The following is a 24,111-nucleotide window of genomic DNA, read 5'->3' on the forward strand; positions in this document are numbered from 1 at the left end:
CTCTCATGGTTGGTTCTTCAGGCTGATCGTCTGCGTCCACAGTTTCGTTGCCCCGCCCTGATCGCCGAACTGCGTCGTGAACGTGAGCTTGACCTGAACGGTGTGGACCGAGGGCCAAAAATTCCCTGCCGTGACCTGCGCGGCGGTCAGATACGCGTCGTTGTTCCCATCGTTGTTGGTATCGGTGCCATATAAGACGCTGAAAGCCGACACGCCGCTAACCAGCGGCACTGCCGCCTGACCGTTGACCGAACACTGCAACTCGTTGTTGGCACTGATGGACAGCGTATTGATGTATGCGAGTTGTCCAGCACTCGTGTTGGTCTGCCCCAGGCAGTTCATCACACCATCGCCGCTGGCGGCGGCGAACTGGGTCGTCAGCGTGTCGCTGTTGCTACCGGTACCCGTCCCGCTTGTGCCAAGAATCGCCTGGCCTGCTGCCACGCCTGAAGCGCCTGGCAACGCCGTTACTGCCGTATTGACCAGCGGATTCGGGAAGTAGCCAGCCGACTGCACTGTATTGGTCAAGATGGTCAACGCCAGCCGCTCGTTATCCTGCAGCTGCGCAAGCTGATCCTGGTTCGTGAACGTCTTCTGCATGTTCATGAACATCACCACCACGCCGCCCAAGATAAACAGCGCAATCGCCATGGCGATCAGGATCTCGACCAAGCTTGTACCAGCCTGCCTGTGCGCCCATCGCATCCGGGGAGTAATCGGTTTGCGAGTCATGGTTGAACGTAGACCGTGTAGCTCTGCCGGGTGGATGGTTGGCTCGCGGCCGCCGCGGAAGCCGTTGTGGCGTTAACCGCGATGGTCTTCTCAACCCACGTCACAGTCAGGTTGCAGCTCACCGGCAAGGAGGTGTCAGTGCTGCAGTTGCCGGTGGCGGCATAGCCTGGAAAGTTCGCGTTCATCGACAGGGCCCATTGCTGGAGGTCGTAAGCCGCCAACTTGTCGGATGTGCAGCCGTTTCCGCTTGCGTCTGGGCAACTGGCGACCGTGGTGCCGAGCCCCCCCTGTGAATCCGTCACGGCCACACCGCTCGCGCCAAACGTCGCCGGCGCAGTATTGACCTTTGCCCAGAAACCGCGATTACCGTGCATGGAAGCGACCAGACTTTCCGTCTGCAGCGCCACCAGCGAACGCACACGGGACGTCTGCGTATTACCCACCGCCGCCGCCTGAATCTTCGCCAAACCCAGCAGACCGACACCAACCACCACCAAGGTAATGAGCGCCTCGATCAGCGAGAAGCCGGCCACATTGCCTCGTTTCATCGTTAGCTGCATGCGCCCCCCGTCTGTACCGCGCGCCCGACCATGTTGACCGTCACGCAACGGGCTGCGGTCGCGTTCGTCGGTGTGGTGCTCAGCGTGACCTTGAACGTGCCGCTGTTCGGCAGGTTCATCGCAAAGCCGTCGCGGCTGTATGTCAGTGCCTTCGACGTTGTTGAACTGGTGGTTGCGATAAACGTGTCTCCGCTGGTCAAGCCGGCACGCTTGCGCAACACGATGTCGTTGACGGGATCGTCGATCGTGCCCGAGTTATTGACGTCAGTGAACACGATCCAGCCGAGATCCCACACGTTCGCGCCCGTGCATGTTGCGCCGTCCTTCGAGGCGCACAGGCTGATTGGCAGCCCCCGCTTGATGGCTTCGCCACGCGCGTACTGGATATCGTTGACTAGTGAATTTGCCTCGGACAGCGTGCGAGCGCGCTGAATGGTGCCGGTAAACGAAGGCACCGCAATCACCGTCACAATGGCAACGATTGCGAGGGTGATGACGATCTCGACCATCGTGACGCCACGAGATCGATTCAACCGCATACGCGATGCGCCCCTGGCCCCGAACAGGGATCTAGAGGATGTACGTCCCGCCTGAGCACCATGAGACAAACCCTTGGCACGAATGCCGAGGCCATCGCCACGCCTCACCTCACGGCACGTATGCCGGGTGTTGCTTGATGACGATCGATGATGCGCGGTAACGTGACTGCGGACCGCCGCCGCCATGTCAGTGCGACAGACGACTGACTGGAAGCCCGCATTGCCCGATGGGCGAAATCCCGTTGTTCATGTATACCCCCGACGTTTTGTTATGCGGCAGTCACGGCGCAATCGATTTCGCCCGCGCTGCTGGTTTCTGAACTTCCCGAGTTCTATTGTTGGGCGGTGTCCTACCCCCGTGAACACGACAGTCTGCGCAGCAAAAAAGCGCACGCAGACGCACCCAACGAAATAGTGGGGAATTAGTCAAAAAGTGTCAACTGTCTATCGCTCGAGAATAAGGCTCGATCAAGTCGACATTGACTAAAAACCAACGCTCGATAACAAAGATTCGTATGCGTCCGCCTGACGAACGGCCGCTTGCATCTGACTGCCTGTGAGGGTATTGACCAGATATGACACTTATACGGCCAAGTTCACACTAACTTGAGCGACTCCGTCATGCTCCGCTAACCGCTGCCGTGCCCCCTCTCCACCACCCGCGCCCCCGCCACGATGGCGCCATCCTGATCGAATCCCTCGCCGCACTCGCCCTACTTTCATTGTGCGCGGCAGGCACTCTGACTGCGCTGGAACAGATGGAGACCACCAGCCAGAGTCTGCGCGAGCTATCGGCCGAAATCCGCGAACACGGCACCCGAATCGAAACTGCTGACTTGCGCTGACATGCGCCGGCTGCCCCACTCCCCGCGCGGCGCAACGTTGGTCGAATTGCTGATCGGCACGGTGATTGGACTGATCGTGATCGGCATTGCGCTGCAACTGACGCTCGTTGCTCGTGCACGCTATCAACGTATTGCCGACGAGGCGCTGATCGAAGATCGCGGCACCCAGGCACTGGCGTTACTGACCACCGCGATACAACAAGCAGGCTGGATAACGGATACGCCAGCGTCGCAGCGAGTGCGCCAGTGGACTGACTTGGAGGCGCCACCGTCTATTCAAGGCGCCGACAATTGCCGAGCACGCAACCTCACTCCCACACGCATCGACTGCCAAGAAAGGGGGGCTGTTCGCGGCAGCGATGCCCTGGCCGTGCGCTTTGCCGGCAAGGGCAGCCCAACGGACAATTCGCGCGCGGGCGACCACATCTTCGATTGTTTGGGCAATGCCGTACCTGAACGCGTCCCTGGCAACTCGGATGACCCGCGCGCCGGGGTCATGCTTCTTTACATCACCGAGGCCAGCGCCGACAACGAACCTCAACTGATGTGCCGCTCCCTAAGCCGCAGTACTGGTGAGCTTTCCAAAGACATGCCAGGCATGGTCCGAGGCATCGAAACGCTGCAACTCCTCTATACGGTTGGCACCGCCAACGGGACGTCAACCAAGCTGCTATCCGCCCGCTCACTTACGAGCGACCAATGGCACCGCGTACAGGCGGTGCACGTCGCGCTGGTTGCGCGCGGCGAGTACAGCGACCCCATTGCCGCAGGCAAGCCCACGCCCCGGTTGGCGCTGTTCCCCCTTCAGCCACTGCCCGAAGGCAACATCACTCGACAAGACCGGGAGTTCACCCCAACCAAAACGCAGCGCCGCCGCGCCGTCTTTACGACCACCGTGCGCGTGCGCAATCCGCTGGCCTGCGAGGTTGACGTATGTTGAACAGCGCCGGCACCCAGGCGCGCGGCTTCTCACTGGTGATCGTCGTGACGGCAGTAGCGTTGTTTGGCCTGCTGACCATGGCAGCCTTTCATCTGATGCTGGACCAACGGCGTAGAGTCTCGCTCACAGCCGACCACGCATTAGCCAAACACTCGGCGGAATTTGCACTGGCCGAAGCGGAATGCGAACTGTCCGTGGCAACGGACACACCCGCGACCCCGGGTTGCGCCACCATCCCGCCGCAAGACCGCATCGCCGCGCTCGACCCGGTCTCGCTGCGCGGCTTTGTCGCCGGCGCTTGCGGCAGTGGCATCGCGCTCGGGCTGTGCCAGCCTCTACCGGGCCAGTCGATCCTGGCGCTGGCGGGCCTGCTGGATGAGACCACGTTTGGCGTGCCAATCGAGGCACCTCCAATCACGCCGGACAGCGAGCGCGTGCCAGCCCTCGACGCGCGCTATGTCATCGAGCCCATTCCTGACCGGTGGTCAGGCCAGCCAGCTCAAGCCGATGAGATGCCACAACCTCGGCTGTTTCGCATCACTGCTGCGGGTTTCGGCGCCGACCCAGCCGTGAACGTCATACTGCAGACGGTCTTTCGCCCACGAGTATCGAATCGATCGGCGTCGCAGGTCACCATCGAGGCCGAACCGCCGGTCATTCGCCCCAACGGCTTGATCACGCAAACCGTCCGAACCACACTTTGGAGAATCGACGGTGATCCGCAACACGCCGCTGAAACTCAGATCCAAACCCGCAAACTGGGCCGCTTGAGCTGGCGTGAGCTGATCGTTGAAGGAACACCCTGATGCGCCAACCCACCGCCTTTACGCTGATTGAACTGCTAGTCGTGCTGGCCGTTGTGGCCGTGTTGACGATGACAGCCACGCAGGCATGGTCCAGCCATCGAGACAGTGCGCAAAGAACTGTGGCGCGCGCCGCGCTGGTCGCGGCCATGGCGAGCCTGGAACGGCAGCACGCGCACAAGGGCAAATACGACGTGTCAGGCAAGCTCCCGGAGCATGCGCCCGGATACCAAATCCAGGCCAATCCGTGCAGCGATCGCACCCTCGCACATTGTGTCGAGGTGGCGGCCCAGCCCATGCGCCCCGGCACCTCTTGCGGCACGCTTGTCCTACGCAGCACTGGCGAGCGGTTCACGCAGATCGGCGCCGCGCGCCAACCAGCATCACCTGCATGCTGGCCATGAAGCACCGTGGCAGACATGCCGGTGTCACGCTGGCAGAAATGGTGATTGTGCTGGCCGTGCTGTCGGTGCTCACTGTCTTTGCCGTGCCCGCCGGGCTGGATTGGTGGCGGCGCGAGACGGTGGTCATCCTGGCCGACCGCTTTGCCAGCGCACTCACGCTTGCCCAATCCATGTCGCGCAACCAGCGGGTATGGGTCTATCTGGGCCCGCTGAATGAAAAGCAAGGTTGGTCATCCGGCTGGGCGTTGTACTCGTCGCCCTCCCACGATCAACAAGATGCCCCGCGCGGGCCTGCCCCCGACAGCGTCCTGATGACCGTTTCGCCTCCGGTGGTGCCGCCGGTCTCGCTTTCGTTCAGGGGCTCACGGTCAGGCGTGAACACCCTTTCCTATTCACCTGTGGGATACTCACGATCAAGCAACGGTGCGCAATTCTTTGGCACGCTCACCATTGCATCTGGAACGCACGTGCGCCGCGTCGTCATCAACTCAGCGGGCCGCGCCCGCATATGCAACCCGGCCACGCCCGGCGTCAAGGCTTGCGGCACCGACGCTTCCGCCGACGATGCTTAACCCCAACCTCACGTTTTTCTACCCATGTTCTCCGATTTCGACCACGCCATGATGCAGCGCGCTTTGGTGCTGGCCGAGAAAGGGCTCTTCACCACCACGCCGAACCCGCGCGTGGGCTGCGTGATCGTGCGCGACGACACCATCATCGGCGAGGGCTTTACGCAGCCCGCCGGCCAGGACCACGCCGAAATCCAGGCCATCAAGGATGCCCAGTCACGCGGCCAGGACGTGCGCGGCGCCACAGCCTATGTGACGCTGGAGCCCTGCAGCCACTTCGGCCGTACCCCGCCCTGTTCCGACCGGCTCGTCGAAGCTGGCATCGCCCGCGTGGTGGCCGCGATGGAAGATCCGAACCCCGCCGTGTCCGGGCGCGGCCTACAGAAACTGCGTGACGCCGGCGTCGACGTGCGTTGCGGGCTGCTGGCGCGCGAGGCGCGCGAACTGAACATCGGCTTCGTGTCACGCATGACGCGCGGCACGCCGTGGGTGCGCGTGAAGGTCGGCGCATCGCTGGACGGCCGCACCGCCCTGGACAACGGCATCAGCCAGTGGATTACCGAAACCGAGGCGCGCAGCGACGGCCATCGCTGGCGCGCGCGCGCCTGCGCCATCCTGACCGGCATTGGCACGGTGCGCGAAGACAACCCGCGCCTGACCGTGCGAGCGGTCCCCACGCCGCGTCAGCCGCGCCGCATCTTGGTCGACTCGGCGCTGGACGTTCCGCTCGACGCCCACATCCTCACTGCCGACGGCCACCACGAGCCGACGCTGATCTTCGCCGCGCAGCCGGAGGCTGGCCGCATGCGCGCGCTGGCTGAGCGCGGCGCCGAGGTCATCCTCCTGCCCAACGCCGCCGGCAAGGTCGACCTGCCCGCCATGCTGCGCGAGCTCGGCCGCCGCGAGATCAACGAACTGCACGTCGAAGCCGGCTTCAAGCTCAATGGCTCCTTGCTGCACGAAGGGCTGGTCGACGAGATCCTCGTCTACCTGGCGCCCAAGGTGCTCGGCTCGGGCCAGGGCATGTTCAACATGGGGCCGCTGCAGACGCTGGAAGGCGCGGCTGAATTCTTCTTTCACGACATCTCGCGCATCGGGGGCGACCTCCGCATCCTGGCGCGCCGCAACCCGACAGACTGATCTATGTTCACCGGAATCGTCGCCGCCATCGGCCGCATTGAAACCGTCACCCCGCTCGGCACCAACGCAGATGCGGGTGTGCGCCTGTCCATCGCCTCGGGCGGTCTGCCACTCGGGGATGTGGCGCTGGGCGATTCGATCGCCATCCAGGGCGCGTGCATGACCGTGGTGGCCAAGTCCGATTCGCACTTCGACGTGGATGTCTCGCGCGAATCGCTGTCGAAAACCGTCGGCCTGGAGCGCCCGGGCGAAGTGAATCTGGAGAAGGCCCTGCGCCTGGCCGACCACATCGGCGGACACCTCGTCTCGGGTCACGTGGATGGCCTGGGCACGGTCACGCATTTCGCGCCGGTGAATGAATCGCACGAACTTCGCATACGCGCCAAGCCGGAACTGGGTCGCTACCTCGCCTATAAGGGTTCGGTGGTGGTCAACGGTGTGTCGCTCACGGTCAACAGCGTGCGTGACGATGCCGACGGCTGCGAATTCTCGATCAACCTGATCCCGCACACGGTGGCGGTCACAACACTCAAGCACCTGGCGGTGGGCGGCCAGGTCAACCTGGAAATCGACCTGATCGCCCGTTACGTGGAGCGCATGCTCACGCACGCCGCCATCGGCCTGCCCGCCAGCAGCCGCCCGCTCGCGGCCGTTTGAACGCTCGGCCCCACTGGCTTGGGGCTACCTTGGCGTACAATAGCGGGCTTCCTATCTATGCAGTCGCACGGTGGCCAAACGGGAGGCTGACCGGCGACGCGCCTCCAGTTACGCCATGTCGATCGCCTCAGTCGAAGAAATCATTGCCGAAATCCGCGCCGGCCGGATGGTCATCCTGGTCGACGAAGAAGACCGTGAGAACGAAGGCGACCTGATCCTGGCAGCCGATTACGTCACACCGGAAGCCATCAACTTCATGGTCACGCACGCGCGCGGCCTGGTGTGCCTGACGCTCACCGAAGAACACTGTGACCAGCTCGATCTGCCGATGATGGCGAGCCGCAACGGTACGCAGTTCGGCACCAACTTCACCGTATCAATCGAAGCGGCCGAAGGCGTGACTACCGGCATTTCCGCCGCTGACCGCGCACGCACCATCCAGGTGGCTGCGGCCAGGAACGCCAAGCCGGCGGACTTGGTGAACCCGGGCCACATCTTCCCGCTGCGTGCCCAGAAGGGTGGTGTGCTGATGCGCGCCGGCCACACCGAAGCCGGTTGCGACCTGACCGCGCTTGCCGGCCTGACACCAGCCGGCGTGATCTGCGAGATTCTGAAGGACGACGGCACCATGGCACGCTTGCCGGACTTGGTGGCGTTCGCCCAGAAACACGGCCTGAAGATCGGCACGATTGCTGATCTGATCGAATACCGTAGCCGCACTGAGAGCATTGTCGAGCGCGTCGGCGAGCGCACGATGGAAACCCAGTTCGGCACCTTCCACGCCGTGGCCTTCCGTGACCACGCTGCCGGCCGTGCCCATCTGGCGCTGGTCAAGGGCACGCCGACGCCGGGCACCGAAACGTTGGTGCGTGTGCACGAGCCGCTGTCGGTGCTGGATCTGCTCGAATGCCAGCGCACCACGCACTCGTGGAGCGTCCCCGCTGCCCTGCGCGCCGTTCAGGCTGCCCCGGTCGGGGTGGTGGTGTTGCTCAACTGCGGCGATTCGCCGGACCGCCTGTTTACCCAGTTCACCGCCTTGGACACCCCGCACGAGCGCCCGCGTGCCAAGCCCGACCTGCGCCTCTATGGCATCGGCGCACAGATTCTCAAAGACGTGGGCGTCGGCAAGATGCGTGTGCTGGCTTCGCCACTCAAATTGCCGAGCATGACCGGCTACGACCTGGAAATCACAGCCTATCAGTCAATGGCGGATGCGCCCGAGGCGGTGCCAACCACCGCTCACTAAGGTTTTGTGCGGCAGCTCAGGCTGCCGCGCTGGTTTTCTTCTTTCTTGTTTTCTGACGTTGCCACGTCTGGCAACCCCAACCGGAATACACCATGGACCACGGCTTCTACCCGACCAATCTCAACGGCGAAGGCCTGCGCATCGGCATCGTCCAGGCGCGCTTCAACGAGCCCGTGTGCGAGGCGCTGCGCGAGGCGTGCATCGATGAACTCGAGCAACTCGGCGTGGCCGGCGAAGACGTGCTGCTGGTGACGGTGCCCGGTGCGCTGGAAGCGCCGCTGGCGCTGCAGAAGATGGCCGAATCAGGCCAGTTCGACGCGCTGATCGCGCTGGGTGCCGTGATCCGCGGCGAGACGTACCACTTCGAGCTGGTGTCCAACGAATCCGGCGCCGGCATCACGCGCGTTGGCCTGGATTTCAACATCGCCATCGCCAACGGCATCCTGACCACCGACACCGACGCGCAGGCCCATGCCCGCACCCGCGAGAAGGGCCGCGACTGCGCCCGAGCCGCCGTTGAAATGGCCAACCTGACCGCCGCGCTCGACAGCCTGCAGGACCACGGCCATGACGACGACGATGGCGAGAACGAATAAGCGCGCGTACTGACAACCTCCCGCGCAAAGGCTTTTTCCATGACGCAAGACAATTCCCCGGCCAAGACCAAGGCACCTGCCAAAAGCGCGCGCCGCCGCGCGCGCGAACTGGCGCTGCAGGGCCTGTACCAATGGCTGCTCAACCGCAACGACCCGGGCGTGGTCGAAGCGCACCTGCAAGACGCGCAAGGCTTCAACAAGGCCGACCGTGCGCACTTCGACGCCCTGCTGCACGGCGCCATCCGCGAAGAAGCGACGCTCACCGAGAGCTTCACGCCGTTCCTGGACCGCCCGGTCGCCGAGCTGTCGCCGGTCGAGCGCGCGGCCCTGCTGGTCGGCGCGTACGAACTGGTGCACTGCGTAGACATTCCGTACAAGGTCGTCATCAACGAGGCCGTGGAACTGACCAAGACCTTCGGCGGCGTGGAAGGCTACAAGTACGTCAACGGCGTGCTGGACAAGCTGGCCGCCCAAGTGCGTGCCGTCGAGGTTGCCGCCCGCCGCTGATCGCGGCGTTTGCTGTTCGCTTCACCCCTTTTTGATCCGCTCCAAGATGGACGCCTACCGCCTGCAGACAGCCGCCCGGCTGGCCAATATCCGCGCTTTTCACGTGATGGAGCTGGCCAAGCAGGCCCGCGAGCTGGAACTGGCGGGGCGCAGCATTATCCACATGGGCATCGGCGAGCCGGACTTCACTGCCGCCGAGCCCGTCGTGCGCGCCGCAGCCGATGCGATGCGGCGCGGTGTAACGCAGTACACCGGGGCGCTCGGCATCCGCCCGCTGCGCGAGGCGATCGCCCGCTACTACCAGACCACCTACGGCCTCGATATTGCGCCCGAGCGCATCATCGTCACGGCCGGTGCATCGGCGGCGCTGCTGCTGGCTTGCGCGGTGCTGGTGGAAATCGGCGGCGAAGTGCTGATGCCCGATCCGAGCTATCCGTGCAACCGGCATTTCGTGGCCGCCTTCGATGGCGTGGCGAAGCTGGTGCCGTCGGGGCCGGAAGAACGCTTCCAACTGACCGCCGCGCAGGTCGAAACCAACTGGAACACCCGCACGCAGGGCGTGCTGCTGGCCTCCCCTTCCAACCCGACCGGCACGTCCATCCTGCCGGACGAACTGCAGCGCATCGTGCAGACGGCGCGCGCGCGCGGTGGGTTTTCGATCGTCGATGAGATTTACCAGGGGCTGTCGTACGACAAAGCACCGGTCTCCGCGTTGTCGTTCGGCGACGATGTCGTCACAATCAACAGCTTTTCGAAGTATTTCAACATGACCGGCTGGCGGCTCGGCTGGCTGGTGGCGCCCACTGAATTGGTGCCGCAGTTCGAGAAGGTGGCGCAGAACCTGTTCATCTGCGCGTCAGCCGTGGCGCAATATGCGGCGCTGGCCTGCTTTGAGCCGGAAGCGCTCGCCATCTATGAGGACCGCAAGGCCGAATTCCGCCGCCGGCGGGATTTCATCGTGCCGGCGCTGGAGTCGCTCGGCTTCAAGGTGCCGGTCAAGCCGGACGGCGCGTTCTATGTCTACGCGGACTGCCGCGGCGTGAACCATCCGCACGCCGCCAACGCCGATGCGCTCACGCAGTCGATGCTGCACGACGCTGGCGTCGTGCTCGTGCCGGGGCTGGATTTCGGCCCACACACTGCACAGCACTACATCCGCCTGTCCTACGCCACGGCAATGGACCACCTGGAAGAAGCTGTGGAACGGCTCGGCAAACTGTTCAGGCGCTGATCCCGCTGTTTCTGAATCGCCCAAACAAAAAGGCCGTCCCGAGGGACGGCCTTTCTCTATATAGAGCAGCAAGTACCTGGTAATCAGGCCTGGCCCTCGCGAGTAGCGCTGTGCGACTTGTCGTCCAGGCGCGCCTCTTCCTGCTGGCCAGCAACCGGCGGCTTGACGGCCGGCTTGGCAGCTTGAGTCTGTGCCTCAGCCTGCGTCACAGGCGCGACCGGCTTCACCGCTTCGCGCTCGGATGCCATCGTCACCGGCGACTTATGACCCGTGGCCACCATGCGCAGGCGGGAACGCTCCTGCAGCACTTTGCCGCCGTAGCCGCCGTCGCCCTGCGTGACCGCACCGACATACAGCTTCAGGCCGCCTTCGATCGAACCGGCACGCGCGATGCAATCCTTCAGCACCAGCGCACCGACCTTGATGTTGGCGTACGGATTGAGCGCGGCGCCCACGCCACCCATCACTTCGTACTTATCCTGGTGGACCTTGGTCATCACCTGCATCAAGCCCTGCGCGCCCATACCGCTTTCCGCGAACGGGTTGAAGCTGGACTCGATGGCCATCACGCCCAGGATCAGCAGCGGATCCAGGCCGACTTCCTTGCCGGTCTGGTATGCGGCCTTCACCAGTTGCCCGGTGGCGGTGGCTGCCACGCGGTACTTGCGGGCGATGTACTCCGCCACAGCGGCCTGCTCGCGCGGCGTACCCGTGGTCGCCGACTCACGCGCGTCGCGGACGACCTGCGTGTTCGGGATTTGCGCGGCCAGCTCGGCCACGGACGGCACCTTTGACAGCGAGTCCCAGCCTGCAGCCGCCACCGTGCCGCCTTGCACGGCAGCAGCGGGGGCAACAGCCTGGGCCGCACCCGTGCCAGCCGAAGGCACGGCCGGTGCAAATGCGACCGGCTGCACCCCGACCGCCACAGCGGGCGAAGGGTTGGCCGAAATCACATTGGCGCTGACACCCGGCGTGAAATGCAGCACGCGCTGGGCGACCATGGCACGCCACTCGCCGTTGAGCGAGAGCGCGACCGCAGCCACCACCGCCAGCACGCCGATGCTGTTGAGCACGACATGCCCACTGCGGAAGACCAGCAGGACACCGGGATGCAACTCATTGCGGGGCGCAACGGCGCCCCCTGCGTTCAACTCCATGCGCAACCGACGTGGCAGCGCATACTGACCAGCACGCGCAAGGCGGCGGCCGACCGGGGCGACGAGCCGGCGTTGCAGCGCCGAACCGATCCCGGAAGAATGAAGGGTTTTCCAACCGTTCATACTTACCTCCGTCCGCTGCGCTGATCCGGTAGGCGCCTTTCTTTTGCATGGCGCCGTGCGTTTCGAATCGCAACGGTTTCTAGTAAGGATGCCGCGCTGTTGCAGTCAGCCGGCATCTGTTGGGGGCACTCCCCATGTGCCCAGACAATTGCGGGGCGTGTCCTTGGGGAGGTCACGTCCCGCAGCAATACTGAAGTGCTCTGGCGTCGCCCCTCATACGAACGAGAGCAGGGCGATGGCAATAGCCGAAAACATGTTGCGTTGCAACAATTACCAGATCGGATTGGATTGTAGGAAGCGCGTTATGCCAAGTCAATCATAAAGAAATCAAAATTCATATCCAGAAGTTATAAAAAACCCCGCGTTGTTGGGGCCAACTGACCTGCGGTTCGTTCTGTCATCAGGGTGCCGCGAAGTTTTGGCCGTACAATCGCGGCCACCCCGCCTACACCAAAAAAATCCGGCCGAGACGGCCATTTGGCGGGTCTCGGCATGTGCATGACCGTCGACTTCTCTCTTACCTCTGGTTACAAATCTCCATGCAATACAGGGACTTACGTGACTTTCTCGCCCAACTGGAACGCTCCGGCGAGCTGCGCCGGGTGCGCCAGCCGGTCTCTCCGCGGCTGGAGATGACCGAAGTCTGCGACCGTCTGCTGCGCGCTGAAGGGCCGGCGGTCGTGTTCGAGCAGCCCGTGGATGGCGCGCACAAGTACAACATGCCGGTGCTCGCCAACCTGTTCGGCACGCCGCGTCGCGTAGCGCTGGGCATGGGCGCGGAGTCGCTCGACGAGCTACGCGACGTGGGCCGCCTGCTCTCCGCTTTAAAGGAACCCGAGCCGCCGCATGGCCTGCGCGAGGTCGGCAAGCTGTGGACCATGGCCAAGGCCGTGTGGGACATGGCACCGCGCAAGGTGTCGTCGCCGGCGTGCCAGGAGATCGTGTGGGAAGGCGACGATGTGGATCTGTCGCGCATTCCCGTGCAGACGTGCTGGCCCGGCGATGCCGCACCACTGGTGACGTGGGGGCTGGTCATCACGCGCGGACCGCACAAGAAGCGGCAGAACCTGGGCATCTACCGCCAGCAGGTCATCGGCCGCAACCAAGTCATCATGCGCTGGCTGGCGCATCGGGGCGGCGCGCTGGACTTTCGTGAGCACGCCATCGCCAACCCGGGCCAGCCCTTCCCGATTGCCGTGGCGCTGGGTGCGGATCCAGCCACCATCCTCGGCGCCGTGACGCCGGTGCCGGATACGCTCTCGGAATACCAGTTCGCGGGCTTGCTGCGCGGCAGCAGAACCGAGCTGGCGACATGCCTCACCCCGTCGCTCGCGCAGGCCCAGTTGCAGGTGCCGGCTGGCGCCGAGATCGTGCTCGAAGGCCACATCCAGCCAGACCCGACACACCCGAGCGGCTATCAGCATGCGCTCGAAGGCCCGTTTGGCGACCATACCGGTTACTACAACGAGCAGGACTGGTTCCCCGTCTTCACCGTCGAGCGCATCACCATGCGGCGCGATCCGATCTATCACTCCACGTATACGGGTAAGCCGCCCGACGAACCGGCCGTGCTGGGCGTGGCGCTCAACGAAGTGTTCGTGCCGCTGCTGCAAAAGCAGTTTCCGGAGATTGCCGACTTCTACCTGCCGCCCGAGGGTTGCAGCTACCGCATGGCGCTGGTCAGCATGAAGAAGCAGTACGCCGGCCACGCCAAGCGCGTGATGTTCGGCGTGTGGAGCTTCCTGCGGCAGTTCATGTATACGAAGTTCATCGTGGTGGTGGACGACGACGTGGACCTGCGCGACTGGAAGGAAGTGATCTGGGCGATCACCACGCGCGTGGATCCGGCACGCGACACGGTGATGGTGGAGAACACCCCCATCGACTACCTCGACTTTGCCTCGCCTGTATCGGGCCTGGGCTCCAAGATGGGCATCGACGCCACCAACAAATGGCCCGGCGAGACCACGCGCGAATGGGGCCAGCCCATCGTCATGGACGCGGCCGTCAAGACCAGGGTCGACGCCATGTGGGACACGCTCTTCCAGTAGCAGCGCGGCTTGGCGGCGGAATCAGCAAGCGAACGATCGTTCGGTTATTCTTAGCGAGTTAAGCGACTGCTGCATCTAATAGGCAGGCCTCCCGGTCTGCCTTGCTTCCTTTCGGAGACCGCCATGGCCGAAGCACTCGACTCCACCGCCGCCAACACGTTGGAGCGCATCAAAGACCGCACCCTCGTCAAAACGCAGTCCTACGTGGACGGCAACTGGATCGGCGCAGCGGACGGCGCCACCTTCCCCGTCTACGACCCCGCCACCAACACACAGCTGACCGATGTCGCCAATCTGGGCCACGCGGAGACGCTGCACGCCATCGACGCCGCCAACGCGGCCTGGCCCGCCTGGCGCGAACTGACCGGCAAAGACCGCGCGACCATCCTGCGCCGCTGGTTCGACCTGCTCATCGCCAACGCCGACGACCTCGCCGCGCTGATGACCGCCGAGCAGGGCAAGCCGCTGGCCGAAGCCCGCGGCGAGATCCTCTACGGCGCTTCCTTCATCGAATGGTTTGCCGAAGAGGCCAAGCGCGTCTCCGGCGACGTGATGGCCAGCACCTGGCGCGACAAGCGCATGGTGGTGCTCAAGCAGCCGGTGGGCGTGTGCGCTTCCATCACGCCGTGGAACTTCCCGCTGGCGATGATCACCCGCAAAGTGGCGCCAGCATTGGCCGCAGGCTGCACCATCGTCATCAAGCCGGCCGAGCAGACGCCGTTGTCGGCCCTGGCAATGGCTGAGCTGGCGCACCGCGCGGGCATTCCCAAGGGCGTGGTCAACGTGGTGACGGGCGATGCAGATCGCTCGATCGCGATTGGCAAGGCGCTGTGCGAATCACCGATCGTGCGGCATCTGTCGTTCACAGGCTCGACGCCGGTGGGCCGCATTCTGATGCAGCAGTGCTCGCCGACGGTGAAGAAGGTAGCGCTGGAGCTGGGCGGCCATGCGCCGTTCATTGTGTTCGACGATGCGGACCTCGATGCCGCCGTGGAAGGCGCGGTGCAATCGAAATACCGCAACGCGGGCCAGACCTGCGTGTGCACGAACCGCTTCTACGTGCATGCGTCGGTCTACGACGCGTTTGTCGAGAAACTGTCGGCCAAGGTCAAGGGCATCAAGGTCGGCAACGGCTTCGATGCGGGCGTGGTGCAAGGTCCGCTGATCGACGACCAAGCTGTCGAGAAAGTGCAGCGGCACATCAGCGACGCCACACAGAAGGGCGCGCGCCTGACCGCTGGCGGCAAGCTGATGCAGGGCTTCGGTTCACAGCGCTTCGTGGAGCCCACCGTGCTGGCCGATGCCACGCCCGACATGCTCATCGCGCGTGAAGAAACCTTTGGCCCCGTCTCCGCCATCTTCAAGTTCCAGGACGAAGCGGAAGTCGTGCGCCTGGCCAACGACACCGAATTCGGCCTTGCCTCATATTTCTTCAGCCGTGACATCGGCCGCATCTGGCGCGTGGCCGAGCAGCTCGAATACGGGATGGTCGGCATCAACACGGGGCTGATCTCCAACGAGGTGGCGCCATTCGGCGGCATCAAGCAATCGGGTCTGGGCCGTGAAGGTTCGGTCTACGGCATCGATGAGTATCTCGAACTGAAGTACCTGTGCATGGGCGGCATCTGAGCCATCCCCAACCCACCGGTCGACCCGCCATATAGAGCGGGCGGCCTCCCCCTTGCCTAACGGCGGAGGAGACACATGAGCACCATCCAGGAAGGCGCCCTGCTGTGGACGCCCTCGGCTGACGTCATTGCGCGCTCGCGCCTGACGCATTACCTCGACTGGCTCGCACGCGAGCGCGGCTTGCGCTTCTCGGCCAACACCCCCGAGGGCTACGCGCAACTCTGGGAGTGGTCCACCACCAACCTCGAAGCGTTCTGGACCTCCGTCTGGGATTACCTCGACCTGCGTGCCTCCACACCCTTCACGCAGATGCTGGGCGACCGCACCATGCCCGGCGCGCAATGGCTGGTCGGCGCCAAGCTGAACTACGTCGATCAGGTGATGCGCCATGTGGAGGAAGGCGGCAACCCCGACCGCACCGTCATCCGCTATGCGAGCGAGACCAAGCCGCTGGCCGATCTGTCATGGCGCGAGCTACGCCGCCGCGTCGCCTCGCTGGCCGATGCGCTGCGCAAGATGGGCGTGGTGCCCGGCGACCGCGTTGCCGCGTACCTGCCGAACACGCCGGACGCCATCGTCGCCTTCCTTGCCACGGCCAGCGTGGGGGCCATCTGGTCGGTCTGCGCGCCCGACATGGGCCAGGTGGCCGTGATCGACCGCTTCCGCCAGATCGAACCCAAGGTGCTGATCGCGGTGGATGGCTATCACTATGGCGGTCGCGCGTTCGACCGCACGGGCGTGGTCGCGGACATGGTTGCCGCGCTGCCGACGGTCGAACACCTCGTACTCGTGCCGCAACTGCATGGCGAGATTGACCGCGCGCGCTTCCCGCAAGCCAAGGACTGGCGCGACATCACCGCGCATGATGTACCACTGGTCGTCACGCCCGTGGCGGCCGACCACCCGCTGTGGATTCTCTATTCGTCCGGCACCACCGGCATGCCCAAACCCATCGTGCACGGCCACGGCGGCCTGCTGCTGGTGCAGACGATGATGGGCGCGTTGCATCTGGATCTGGGCCCGGAAGACGTCTACCACTGGTACAGCAGCACCGGCTGGGTCATGTGGAATTCGCAGGCCAGCGGCCTGCTCGGCGGCGTCACGCTGGCAATCTACGATGGCAACCCCGGCACGCCCGATCTCAACACGCTGTGGCGCTTCGCCCAGGATGCGGGCGTGACCTTCTTCGGCGCAGGCGCGGCATTCTTCGCCAACTGCCTGAAAGCCGGCATCGAGCCGGGCCGCGATTTCGACCTGTCGAAGCTGCGCGCAGTCGGTTCGACTGGCTCACCACTCTCCGCCGAGGCGTACGACTGGATCTATCGCCATGTGAAGGCCGATGTGTGGCTCAATCCGATCTCGGGCGGCACCGACTTCGCCGGCTGCTTTGTGGGCGGTGTGGCCACCCTGCCCGTCTACGCCGGTGAGATGCAATGCCGCAATCTCGGCTCGCGCGTGGAGGCGCTGGACGAGGCTGGCCAGCCGCTCATCAATGCGGTGGGTGAGTTGGTGTGCACCGCGCCCATTCCGTCGATGCCGCTGTTCTTCTGGGGCGATGCCGACGGCAGCCGCTACCGCGACAGCTACTTCGACATGTACCCCGGCCAGTGGCGCCACGGCGACTGGATCAAGATCACCCCGCGCGGCGGCGCCATCATCTACGGGCGCTCGGACGCCACCATCAACCGCCACGGCATCCGCATGGGCACGGCCGAGTTGTACCGCGTGGTGGAAGACCTGCCCGAAGTGCTCGACAGCCTCGTCGTCGATCTGGAATTCCTGGGCCGCGAATCGTTCATGCCGCTCTTTGTCGTGCTGCGAGAGCACGCCGTGCTGGACGGCACATTGCGCGACACCATCAATGCGCGCATCCGGGCAGGGCTGTCGGCGCGACATGTGCCCAACGTCATCGTCCAGGCGCCGGGCGTGCCGCGCACGCTGTCGGGCAAGAAGATGGAGGTGCCGATCAAGAAACTGTTGCTGGGTGCGCCGCCCGAGCGCATCGCCAATCCTGATGCGATGGCCAATCCGAACGTGCTGGCGTGGTATGCGGACTACGCCAGCACGCTGGCCGCGCAAACCGGCGCTGCGGGCGAAGCCGCTCCGGCGCTGGAATCGTGGCGGAGCTAGACCGATCGGTTGTCTTAGGCTTTACAGTCTCCGCCAATCGTACGATGGCATGGCACAGACAGGCTGACTAACGTACAGAATGCACCGGTGCACCAAGACACTGGGCTTGCTGCTTAGAAGCGTGCAACGCGCGCTTCGATACGGGGAGTCACCATGCTTGCAACGACGAGCGTCCTGATCAAGACCGAGGACGGCCGCGAAGCGTTGGCTGCGCGTCGCCACGATATGCAGATGCGCCAGCGCCATCTGCTCATCCTCATCGATGGAGCCCGCACGGTCGGGCAATTGCACCAACTGCTGAGCGATTGGTCCGATCTGGACGCGCTGCTCATCGGGCTGCAACAGGCCGGAATGGTCGACGTGCTGCCAGGCGTCTCGCTGGAAGAGGCGCCAGACCCGGCGCCATCTGCCGATCCGTTTCACCCCATCACCTACTTCAACCGCCTACTCTTCGACGCAGAAACGGCGCATGGCGCGCTCTCGGCCATCTATGACGAACTGCCGCCACTGACCGGCATGACGCTCGGCCTGCAAACGGTAGCCGCCCCCGCCGACGTACCGGCCGCCAATGAGCCGCGCCTGCCTACCTGGGAATCGCCGGAGGTGCCCGTCCCGGAGGCTCGGACGCCCATTCCACCTGCCCCTGTTTCGCCCGAGTTGGCTGACGTGCTGCCCAATGTGCTCAAGGTGGAACTGATGCGGCTGACCATCACCCATTTCGGCTCGGCCGCCGGCGCCGCCCTGCCCTTGCTGCGCGGCTGCCGAGAGGATACGGAATCGCTATGTCACGTGATTGCCGCCTGCGCCAGGGCCGCAACTCCCGCCGCTGGCGAAACGGCTGCTGCCCGATTCGTCGATGCGGCCATGCGGGCAATGGCGCAGCGCCGTTAAAGACCCACGCCTGGCCGATCCGATAACACCGAACGGCTGATGGCCGGCAAATGCCGCTGCCCCGAAGGGAAACGGATCGAGCGAAGCCGGCCGAACGCCCTGACCTTCCCGCACTTGCTGTGCTGCGCTTAGATGACCGGCCCCCGCCCGGTGGCCCAACCGAGAGCGCACCATGTCTAAGATTCACGAGTCCCCCATTCACGACCTGCGCCCCACGCAACTGACCGTGGGCATGATCGAAGTCCAGGACAAGAAGCAACACCTCATGTCGCTTGCGCTTACGGACCAGCAGGCGCTCATGCAGGCCCATCCGATCCCAGCCGTGCTTGGGCCTCAAGGCAAGCTGTACATCACCGATCACCACCACCTCGGGCGGGCCGCCTTGGAAAGCCGCGTGGCCATCGGCTATTTCGAGGTGGAAGCGGATCTGTCCAAGTGCCACATCGACGATTTCTGGAAAGAAATGGACAAGAACCTATGGGGCCATCCTCTCGACGCGCATGGCGTCCGGCATTACTACGCGGCCATTCCCGACTGCCTGGACAAGCTGATCGACGACTCTTATCGCTCGCTGGCCGGCTACGTGCGCAATGCCGGCGGCTACGACAAAACGCCCACCGCTTTCGCAGAATTCGTGTGGGCGGATTTTTTCCGTCGCGCCATTTCGATTGAAGACCTGCAGACCGACTTCCAGGCCGCCGTACGCTGCGCGCTGCCGCTGGCACACAACAAGCTCGCCAGCGGGTTACCGGGATACAAGACGAAATAGCGACATAGCCGGTCGGCCGCCCACCCGATCGCACCAACGCTCGTGGCACATGCTCGCTTTCAGCGTGCGCTCAGGAAACGCGAGAGCGAATGGTGGCTTCCTCCAATTGCTGGTCAATCGGCTCACCGAAGTTCGCTTGGGTGCGAGAGCACACTCCTTCTAAGGGATGCCTCAAGACAACATGCTGCAAGGTGAATCATGGGAATTGTCGGTGACAGCATGCATAGGGCGCCTTCCGGGCCAATACCGTGGCCCAGCCCCACTCGGGCTGGGCGAAGTCCTGCCTGGAACCAGGCAGCTGCGAATGCAGCGCACAGTGTGCCAGCAACGCCACTTTTCATGCGACCGCCCTCACTCCGCTTGCCCAACCGCCGCAACCCCGCATAGAATGTTGGGCTACGCGGGCGTCGTATAATGGTAATACCCTAGCTTCCCAAGCTAGAGCCGTGGGTTCGATTCCCATCGCCCGCTCCACCGAATTGTCTGAAGCCGCCCTCGGCGGCTTTTTTGTTGCCTGCCCGCCCTCGTGGCAGACGGCACGGGATCTTCATGCAGCCCACCGAACAGCCGGGCACCGGCCCCGACGACGCTACGCCGGAATCACAAGACGCTAGCACCGCCGATAGCACCGAATTGGACACCGGCGCCGGCCACCCGCGCCGCATCCGCTCCTTCGTGCGCCGCGCTGGCCGCACCTCGACCGGCCAACAGCGCGCCATCGACGAACTCGGCCCGCGCTTCCAACTGCCTTACAGCACCGCGCCGCTCGATTGGGACGCCGCCTTCGGCCGCACGGGCGCCAAGCGCATCTTCGAAATCGGCTTCGGCATGGGCGAGACCACCGCGCACATCGCGCAACTGCGTCCGGACGACGATTTTCTGGGCGTGGAAGTGCACGAGCCGGGCGTGGGCGCGCTGCTCAAGCTGATCGGCGAACGCGAGATTGGCAACATCCGCATCGTCTCGCACGATGCGGTGGAAGTGCTGGCACAGATGATTCCGGAAGGTACGTTGGATGGCATCCACGTGTTCTTCCCCGACCCGTGGCACAAGAAGCGCCACAACAAGCGGCGCCTGATCCAGGGCCCGTTTGTGGCACGCCTGGCCGCGCACCTGAAGCCCGGCGGCTACCTGCACTGCGCAACAGACTGGGAGGAATACGCTCACCAGATGCTGGAGGTGCTCTCGGCCGAGCCGCTGCTCGAGAACACCGCAAGCGGCTTCGCCCCGCGCCCCGATTACCGCCCCGTCACCAAGTTCGAGAAGCGCGGCCTGCGCCTCGGGCACGGCGTGTGGGACGTAGTCTTCCGCAAGCGCGCCTGACCACGCCCGGGCGCTTGATGGTTTAGCGCGCGCCGAAGCGCGTCTCGCCGAAAAGATTCTTGGCGTGACGCGGGAAGGCTCGCCAGTATTGCGGCGGCGCCTTGACGGTGGCGCCCAGCTCGGCCGCCGCGGCCCATGCCCAATGCGGGTTGAAGAGGAACGCACGGCCGATCGCGACCAGGTCTGCACGCCCTTCCGCGATGATGGCCTCCGCCTCGCGCGGCTCGTTGATGAGGCCGACGGCGATGGTCGGAATCTGCGCCTCAAGGCGAATCTTCTCGGCAAACGGCACCTGGTAACCGGCCGACAGCGGAATCTGCTGCAGCGACGACACGCCGCCTGACGAGGCATCGATCCAATCGCAGCCACGCGCACGCAGCGCCTGCGCAAACACGACCGAATCCTCCGGCGTCCAACCGCCCTCCACCCAATCAGTGGCCGATACGCGTACGCCCACCGGAATGTTGTCCGGTACGGCTGCACGCACCGCCTCGAAAATCTCCAGCGGATAACGCATGCGGTTCTCGCGCGAGCCGCCATACGCATCGGTGCGCTGGTTGGCAATCGGCGAAAGGAATTCGTGCAGCAGGTAGCCGTGCGCACAGTGCAGCTCGATGGCAGCCAACCCCAGGTGGACAACGCGGCGCGCGGTGGCGACAAACTGATCGCGCACACGGGCGAGATCGGCATCGCTCATCTCGTGCGGGGCGCGTTCTTCGGGGCGTTGCGGCAACGCGGAGGGGCCCATCGTCTCCCAGCCGCCCGCATCGAGCGGCAGCAACGCGCCGCCTTCCCACGGACGTGCGCTCGATGCCTTGCGGCCAGCGTGCGCGATCTGGATGCCGATCGGCACCAGCGCGTTTTGCCGAATGGCGGCAAGCGTGCGTGCCAATGCAGCTTCCGTCGCGTCGTCCCACAAACCCAGGCAGCCGTTGGTGATGCGCCCTTCCGGCGACACGGCGGTCGCCTCGATCATCAGCAGGCCCGCGCCCGAGAGCGACAGGCTGCCCAGATGCGTGTGATGCCATGCCGTAGCCTGACCATGGTCGGCCGAGTATTGGCACATCGGCGAGATGACGATGCGGTTCTCAAGCGTGAGCCCGCGCAGGGAGAAAGGCTGGAAAAGTGCACTCATGATCGGGGGACCGGCTGTCAGCGGCTGACGGAAGAAACCGCCAGTGTGTCCGAATCCGCCCGATCGTGCAGACGGCGCGAAAACCCGCGCCGGGATGTGGAAATCAGGGGAGATGTTTGCCGCTTACGCGGCTTAAGCCTGCCAAGCGATGAGATGCGTGTACGCGGTGACAAGCACGATCACGCCGAACACGATCCGGTACCACGCAAAACCGCGGAAATCGTGCGTGGCAATGAAGCGCAGCAGCCAACGCACGCAGAAGAACGCCGAGATGAACGCGGCCACGAAACCGATGGCGAAGATCGACAGATCGTCAGCCGACAGCAGCGCACGCGACTTGTACAACTCGTACACCGTTGCCCCAAAGATCACGGGAATCGCCAGGAAGAATGAGAACTCCGTCGCTACCTTGCGCGACAGGCCGAAGAGCAGGCCGCCGATGATGGTCGCGCCCGAACGCGAAGTCCCCGGAATCAGCGCAAAGCATTGTGCAAACCCGACCTTGATGGCATCGGAGATACGCAGATCGTCAAGCGTTTCGATGCGCGGCGCGCCAGCCTTGGCGGCCTCCAGCAGCGCGTTGGCGCGCGGGTCGTGCGTCTGCCCGCGATGGCGCTCGCGCCATTCGGCCCACAGAATCACAAAGCCGCCGACGATGAACGCCGAGGCCACCACGATCGGGTTGAAGAGATGCGCCTTGATCGCCTTGCCGAAGATCAGCGCAAGCGTGATGGCGGGAATCGTCGCCACGATCACGTTGATGGCGAAACGCTGCTGGCGCGGGTCATTGGGCAGGCCCCTCACCACCTCGATGATCTTGTGGCGGAACTCCCAGCACACCGCCAGGATGGCGCCGAACTGGATCACGATCTCGAAGATCTTGCCCTTCTCATCATTGAAGTCGAGCAGTTGGCCCGCGAGGATCAGGTGGCCGGTGCTGGAGATGGGAAGGAATTCGGTCAGACCTTCGACGATGCCGAGAATCAACGCTTTGATGGCGAGTGCAATGTCCATGCAGTAAGCAAACAGGTGGGCAAAAAAAGGGGGGAAACGAAACGAAGCGCTGGGCGTGCCGCAGCCAGCAAGAACGCACTAAGGCCGCTTGGCCTGCACGTGCACGCCTTCAGGCAAAACCGTGATTGTACCGGGCTCGACGGCCATGCCGGCCACTTTCAACTGCTCGGGCTTGAAGGTGTAGACGGCATAGTCGTTGAGCAATTGACCCGCGATCAGCGAGCCGATCGCGCTGATCTGCTGGCCCAGACCGCCGGGCACATTCCGCAAATCAAACCGATCGACGCTGGGCTGATCCAGGCGGATCGAACGCGTGGGCGCGTCGTAGTGCAGGCCACTGGAAACCGCCAGCGGCCCCGTCAACGGCTGACGGAGCAGTCCGCTTTCCACGCTCGCATCCGCCTGGATCGCGATGCGGTTACGCGCCGGGTCCAGCGAGATCTGCGGGTTGGTGAGCGTGACATCAAAGAAGGCGAGAAAGCGCCGCTGGAATGGAAACTTGCCCGCCAATGCCTCCTGCATCTGGCCGCGCGAGAAGGTGTAGCCGTCGCCGGTCCAGCCGGTCGGCATGCAAGCCACCAGCATGGCTGCAATGGCCACTGCAGCGGCGGCTGCGCCGGCCCACCAGCGAACACGAATCGAGCGGGCAACAGGTTTGGGGGAATCGGTCATGGCAAATCAGTGCGCCGCGGTGGCGATTTCGAGTCGGGTCAGGAACTGCATGGCGTGCACGGCCGAAGCACCACACATGTCGGGTTCGGGCTGCAGGCTGCCGCACACCGCCGGGCGTTCCGGGCGGCCAAAGATGCGGCAGCGGTTGGCCTCGTCCAGTTGCGAGCAGCGCACGCCGGCCGGCTTGCCATCGGGCATGCCGGGAATGGGGCTGGAGATGGAAGGCGCGACGCAGCACGCGCCGCAGTGGGGTCGGCAGTCCATGTCCGTCCAGATCAGCAAATTAGGGAAGGAAAGCGCTATTGTGCACCAGCACATTCGAGGCCCAGTCCGATTGACGGTTCCGATGCCGCTTGACCCGCTCCCTCGGCGTGCGTACATTAATGACCGGAAAGTAAGTTATCCGTGAGTCAGTGACCAATACCTGCTGACTGACACCTCTATTGCT

At 64.2% G+C, this 24,111-nt stretch carries 24 protein-coding genes and 1 tRNA gene; 17 read left to right on the forward strand and 8 right to left on the reverse strand.

From position 1 onward, the window contains the following. Positions 1-3: 3 nt before the first annotated feature. From B4F51_RS18370 to B4F51_RS18380, 3 genes are read right to left on the reverse strand one after another with little or no spacing between them, the layout of a single operon-like run. Positions 4-732: a PilW family protein gene (locus tag B4F51_RS18370; protein ID WP_296227887.1), complete on the reverse strand. Its 729-nt coding sequence runs from the start codon at positions 730-732 to the stop codon at positions 4-6. Then, the gene (gene pilV / locus B4F51_RS18375; protein ID WP_296227888.1) at positions 729-1,280 is read right to left on the reverse strand and encodes a type IV pilus modification protein PilV; all 552 of its coding nucleotides are present in this window, start codon (positions 1,278-1,280) and stop codon (positions 729-731) included. Before pilV ends, B4F51_RS18370 begins: the two co-directional genes overlap by 4 nt. Positions 1,281-1,282: 2 nt before the next feature. Next, positions 1,283-1,831: a GspH/FimT family pseudopilin gene (locus tag B4F51_RS18380; protein ID WP_349676305.1), complete on the reverse strand. Its 549-nt coding sequence runs from the start codon at positions 1,829-1,831 to the stop codon at positions 1,283-1,285. A gap of 846 nt (positions 1,832-2,677) precedes the next feature. On the opposite strand from B4F51_RS18380, the gene B4F51_RS18385 reads away from it, so the two are divergent. From B4F51_RS18385 to B4F51_RS18430, 10 genes are all read left to right on the forward strand, one after another. Beyond that, on the forward strand, positions 2,678-3,616 hold the full coding sequence (locus tag B4F51_RS18385; RefSeq protein WP_296227890.1) for a PilW family protein: 939 nt from the start codon (positions 2,678-2,680) through the stop codon (positions 3,614-3,616). Further along, positions 3,610-4,422 (forward strand): pilus assembly PilX family protein, encoded by an 813-nt coding sequence (locus B4F51_RS18390; protein WP_296227891.1) that lies wholly within the window; start codon positions 3,610-3,612, stop codon positions 4,420-4,422. The genes B4F51_RS18385 and B4F51_RS18390 overlap by 7 nt, the downstream gene beginning before the upstream one ends. After that, a complete protein-coding gene (locus tag B4F51_RS18395) occupies positions 4,422-4,823 on the forward strand; it encodes a prepilin-type N-terminal cleavage/methylation domain-containing protein (protein ID WP_296227892.1) in 402 nt (133 codons plus the stop codon). The genes B4F51_RS18390 and B4F51_RS18395 overlap by 1 nt, the downstream gene beginning before the upstream one ends. Continuing rightward, entirely contained in the window at positions 4,820-5,395 is a 576-nt protein-coding gene (locus B4F51_RS18400; protein ID WP_414706789.1) for a GspH/FimT family pseudopilin, read from the forward strand. Before B4F51_RS18395 ends, B4F51_RS18400 begins: the two co-directional genes overlap by 4 nt. Positions 5,396-5,419: 24 nt before the next feature. Next, on the forward strand, positions 5,420-6,532 hold the full coding sequence (ribD, locus tag B4F51_RS18405; RefSeq protein ID WP_296227894.1) for a bifunctional diaminohydroxyphosphoribosylaminopyrimidine deaminase/5-amino-6-(5-phosphoribosylamino)uracil reductase RibD: 1,113 nt from the start codon (positions 5,420-5,422) through the stop codon (positions 6,530-6,532). A gap of 3 nt (positions 6,533-6,535) precedes the next feature. Then, positions 6,536-7,189 (forward strand): riboflavin synthase, encoded by a 654-nt coding sequence (locus B4F51_RS18410; protein WP_296227895.1) that lies wholly within the window; start codon positions 6,536-6,538, stop codon positions 7,187-7,189. 115 nt (positions 7,190-7,304) lie between these two features. After that, the gene (gene ribBA / locus B4F51_RS18415; RefSeq protein ID WP_296227896.1) at positions 7,305-8,435 is read left to right on the forward strand and encodes a bifunctional 3,4-dihydroxy-2-butanone-4-phosphate synthase/GTP cyclohydrolase II; all 1,131 of its coding nucleotides are present in this window, start codon (positions 7,305-7,307) and stop codon (positions 8,433-8,435) included. A 92-nt stretch (positions 8,436-8,527) separates the two neighbouring features. Next, the gene (gene ribH / locus B4F51_RS18420) at positions 8,528-9,031 is read left to right on the forward strand and encodes a 6,7-dimethyl-8-ribityllumazine synthase (RefSeq protein WP_296227897.1); all 504 of its coding nucleotides are present in this window, start codon (positions 8,528-8,530) and stop codon (positions 9,029-9,031) included. Between the two features lie 39 nt (positions 9,032-9,070). Continuing rightward, a complete protein-coding gene (nusB, locus tag B4F51_RS18425; protein ID WP_296227898.1) occupies positions 9,071-9,538 on the forward strand; it encodes a transcription antitermination factor NusB in 468 nt (155 codons plus the stop codon). Positions 9,539-9,584: 46 nt separating this feature from the next. Then, positions 9,585-10,769, forward strand: a complete 1,185-nt coding sequence (locus B4F51_RS18430; RefSeq protein WP_296227899.1) for a pyridoxal phosphate-dependent aminotransferase — start codon at positions 9,585-9,587, stop codon at positions 10,767-10,769. Positions 10,770-10,852: 83 nt separating this feature from the next. Here B4F51_RS18430 and B4F51_RS18435 read toward each other — a convergent pair whose 3' ends face one another. Next, entirely contained in the window at positions 10,853-12,049 is a 1,197-nt protein-coding gene (locus B4F51_RS18435) for a lytic transglycosylase domain-containing protein (protein ID WP_296227900.1), read from the reverse strand. Positions 12,050-12,588: 539 nt separating this feature from the next. Between B4F51_RS18435 and ubiD the strand changes: the two genes are divergently transcribed. The 7 genes from ubiD (at position 12,589) to trmB (ending at position 20,842) form a co-directional block, all read left to right on the forward strand. After that, a complete protein-coding gene (ubiD, locus tag B4F51_RS18440) occupies positions 12,589-14,100 on the forward strand; it encodes a 4-hydroxy-3-polyprenylbenzoate decarboxylase (RefSeq protein ID WP_296227901.1) in 1,512 nt (503 codons plus the stop codon). A 123-nt stretch (positions 14,101-14,223) separates the two neighbouring features. Next, complete coding sequence (locus B4F51_RS18445) at positions 14,224-15,729, forward strand: NAD-dependent succinate-semialdehyde dehydrogenase (RefSeq protein WP_296227902.1); 1,506 nt, start codon at positions 14,224-14,226, stop codon at positions 15,727-15,729. 75 nt (positions 15,730-15,804) lie between these two features. Further along, positions 15,805-17,859, forward strand: a complete 2,055-nt coding sequence (locus B4F51_RS18450) for an acetoacetate--CoA ligase (RefSeq protein ID WP_296227903.1) — start codon at positions 15,805-15,807, stop codon at positions 17,857-17,859. A gap of 153 nt (positions 17,860-18,012) precedes the next feature. After that, positions 18,013-18,750: a hypothetical protein gene (locus B4F51_RS18455; protein WP_296227904.1), complete on the forward strand. Its 738-nt coding sequence runs from the start codon at positions 18,013-18,015 to the stop codon at positions 18,748-18,750. A gap of 172 nt (positions 18,751-18,922) precedes the next feature. After that, positions 18,923-19,519 (forward strand): ParB-like protein, encoded by a 597-nt coding sequence (locus B4F51_RS18460; protein WP_296227905.1) that lies wholly within the window; start codon positions 18,923-18,925, stop codon positions 19,517-19,519. Positions 19,520-19,919: 400 nt separating this feature from the next. Beyond that, positions 19,920-19,993 (forward strand) — tRNA-Gly (locus tag B4F51_RS18465). 75 nt (positions 19,994-20,068) lie between these two features. Beyond that, on the forward strand, positions 20,069-20,842 hold the full coding sequence (gene trmB, locus B4F51_RS18470) for a tRNA (guanosine(46)-N7)-methyltransferase TrmB (protein ID WP_296227906.1): 774 nt from the start codon (positions 20,069-20,071) through the stop codon (positions 20,840-20,842). 22 nt (positions 20,843-20,864) lie between these two features. On the opposite strand, the gene B4F51_RS18475 is transcribed toward trmB, so the two are convergent. The 4 genes from B4F51_RS18475 to B4F51_RS18490 all read right to left on the reverse strand — a co-directional run bounded on the left by B4F51_RS18475 (position 20,865) and on the right by B4F51_RS18490 (position 23,927). Continuing rightward, on the reverse strand, positions 20,865-21,977 hold the full coding sequence (locus B4F51_RS18475; protein ID WP_296227907.1) for an NADH:flavin oxidoreductase/NADH oxidase: 1,113 nt from the start codon (positions 21,975-21,977) through the stop codon (positions 20,865-20,867). Positions 21,978-22,109: 132 nt separating this feature from the next. Beyond that, the gene (locus B4F51_RS18480; protein WP_296227908.1) at positions 22,110-22,991 is read right to left on the reverse strand and encodes an undecaprenyl-diphosphate phosphatase; all 882 of its coding nucleotides are present in this window, start codon (positions 22,989-22,991) and stop codon (positions 22,110-22,112) included. A 78-nt stretch (positions 22,992-23,069) separates the two neighbouring features. Continuing rightward, positions 23,070-23,663, reverse strand: coding sequence for a DUF1439 domain-containing protein (locus tag B4F51_RS18485; RefSeq protein WP_296227909.1), 594 nt, complete (start codon positions 23,661-23,663; stop codon positions 23,070-23,072). A 6-nt stretch (positions 23,664-23,669) separates the two neighbouring features. After that, on the reverse strand, positions 23,670-23,927 hold the full coding sequence (locus B4F51_RS18490; RefSeq protein ID WP_296227910.1) for a YkgJ family cysteine cluster protein: 258 nt from the start codon (positions 23,925-23,927) through the stop codon (positions 23,670-23,672). Positions 23,928-24,111 lie beyond the last annotated feature (184 nt).

It is taken from the genome of Ralstonia sp. UBA689, from assembly GCF_002298975.1.
GTDB lineage: Bacteria > Pseudomonadota > Gammaproteobacteria > Burkholderiales > Burkholderiaceae > Ralstonia.

Coding starts and splice junctions, on each gene's coding strand:
- B4F51_RS18370 (WP_296227887.1), bottom strand. CDS start 732: ATGACTCGCAAACCGATTACTCCCCGGATGCGATGGGCGCACAGGCAG.
- pilV (WP_296227888.1), bottom strand. CDS start 1,280: ATGAAACGAGGCAATGTGGCCGGCTTCTCGCTGATCGAGGCGCTCATT.
- B4F51_RS18380 (WP_349676305.1), bottom strand. CDS start 1,831: ATGCGGTTGAATCGATCTCGTGGCGTCACGATGGTCGAGATCGTCATC.
- B4F51_RS18385 (WP_296227890.1), top strand. CDS start 2,678: ATGCGCCGGCTGCCCCACTCCCCGCGCGGCGCAACGTTGGTCGAATTG.
- B4F51_RS18390 (WP_296227891.1), top strand. CDS start 3,610: ATGTTGAACAGCGCCGGCACCCAGGCGCGCGGCTTCTCACTGGTGATC.
- B4F51_RS18395 (WP_296227892.1), top strand. CDS start 4,422: ATGCGCCAACCCACCGCCTTTACGCTGATTGAACTGCTAGTCGTGCTG.
- B4F51_RS18400 (WP_414706789.1), top strand. CDS start 4,820: ATGAAGCACCGTGGCAGACATGCCGGTGTCACGCTGGCAGAAATGGTG.
- ribD (WP_296227894.1), top strand. CDS start 5,420: ATGTTCTCCGATTTCGACCACGCCATGATGCAGCGCGCTTTGGTGCTG.
- B4F51_RS18410 (WP_296227895.1), top strand. CDS start 6,536: ATGTTCACCGGAATCGTCGCCGCCATCGGCCGCATTGAAACCGTCACC.
- ribBA (WP_296227896.1), top strand. CDS start 7,305: ATGTCGATCGCCTCAGTCGAAGAAATCATTGCCGAAATCCGCGCCGGC.
- ribH (WP_296227897.1), top strand. CDS start 8,528: ATGGACCACGGCTTCTACCCGACCAATCTCAACGGCGAAGGCCTGCGC.
- nusB (WP_296227898.1), top strand. CDS start 9,071: ATGACGCAAGACAATTCCCCGGCCAAGACCAAGGCACCTGCCAAAAGC.
- B4F51_RS18430 (WP_296227899.1), top strand. CDS start 9,585: ATGGACGCCTACCGCCTGCAGACAGCCGCCCGGCTGGCCAATATCCGC.
- B4F51_RS18435 (WP_296227900.1), bottom strand. CDS start 12,049: ATGAACGGTTGGAAAACCCTTCATTCTTCCGGGATCGGTTCGGCGCTG.
- ubiD (WP_296227901.1), top strand. CDS start 12,589: ATGCAATACAGGGACTTACGTGACTTTCTCGCCCAACTGGAACGCTCC.
- B4F51_RS18445 (WP_296227902.1), top strand. CDS start 14,224: ATGGCCGAAGCACTCGACTCCACCGCCGCCAACACGTTGGAGCGCATC.
- B4F51_RS18450 (WP_296227903.1), top strand. CDS start 15,805: ATGAGCACCATCCAGGAAGGCGCCCTGCTGTGGACGCCCTCGGCTGAC.
- B4F51_RS18455 (WP_296227904.1), top strand. CDS start 18,013: ATGCTTGCAACGACGAGCGTCCTGATCAAGACCGAGGACGGCCGCGAA.
- B4F51_RS18460 (WP_296227905.1), top strand. CDS start 18,923: ATGTCTAAGATTCACGAGTCCCCCATTCACGACCTGCGCCCCACGCAA.
- trmB (WP_296227906.1), top strand. CDS start 20,069: ATGCAGCCCACCGAACAGCCGGGCACCGGCCCCGACGACGCTACGCCG.
- B4F51_RS18475 (WP_296227907.1), bottom strand. CDS start 21,977: ATGAGTGCACTTTTCCAGCCTTTCTCCCTGCGCGGGCTCACGCTTGAG.
- B4F51_RS18480 (WP_296227908.1), bottom strand. CDS start 22,991: ATGGACATTGCACTCGCCATCAAAGCGTTGATTCTCGGCATCGTCGAA.
- B4F51_RS18485 (WP_296227909.1), bottom strand. CDS start 23,663: ATGACCGATTCCCCCAAACCTGTTGCCCGCTCGATTCGTGTTCGCTGG.
- B4F51_RS18490 (WP_296227910.1), bottom strand. CDS start 23,927: ATGGACTGCCGACCCCACTGCGGCGCGTGCTGCGTCGCGCCTTCCATC.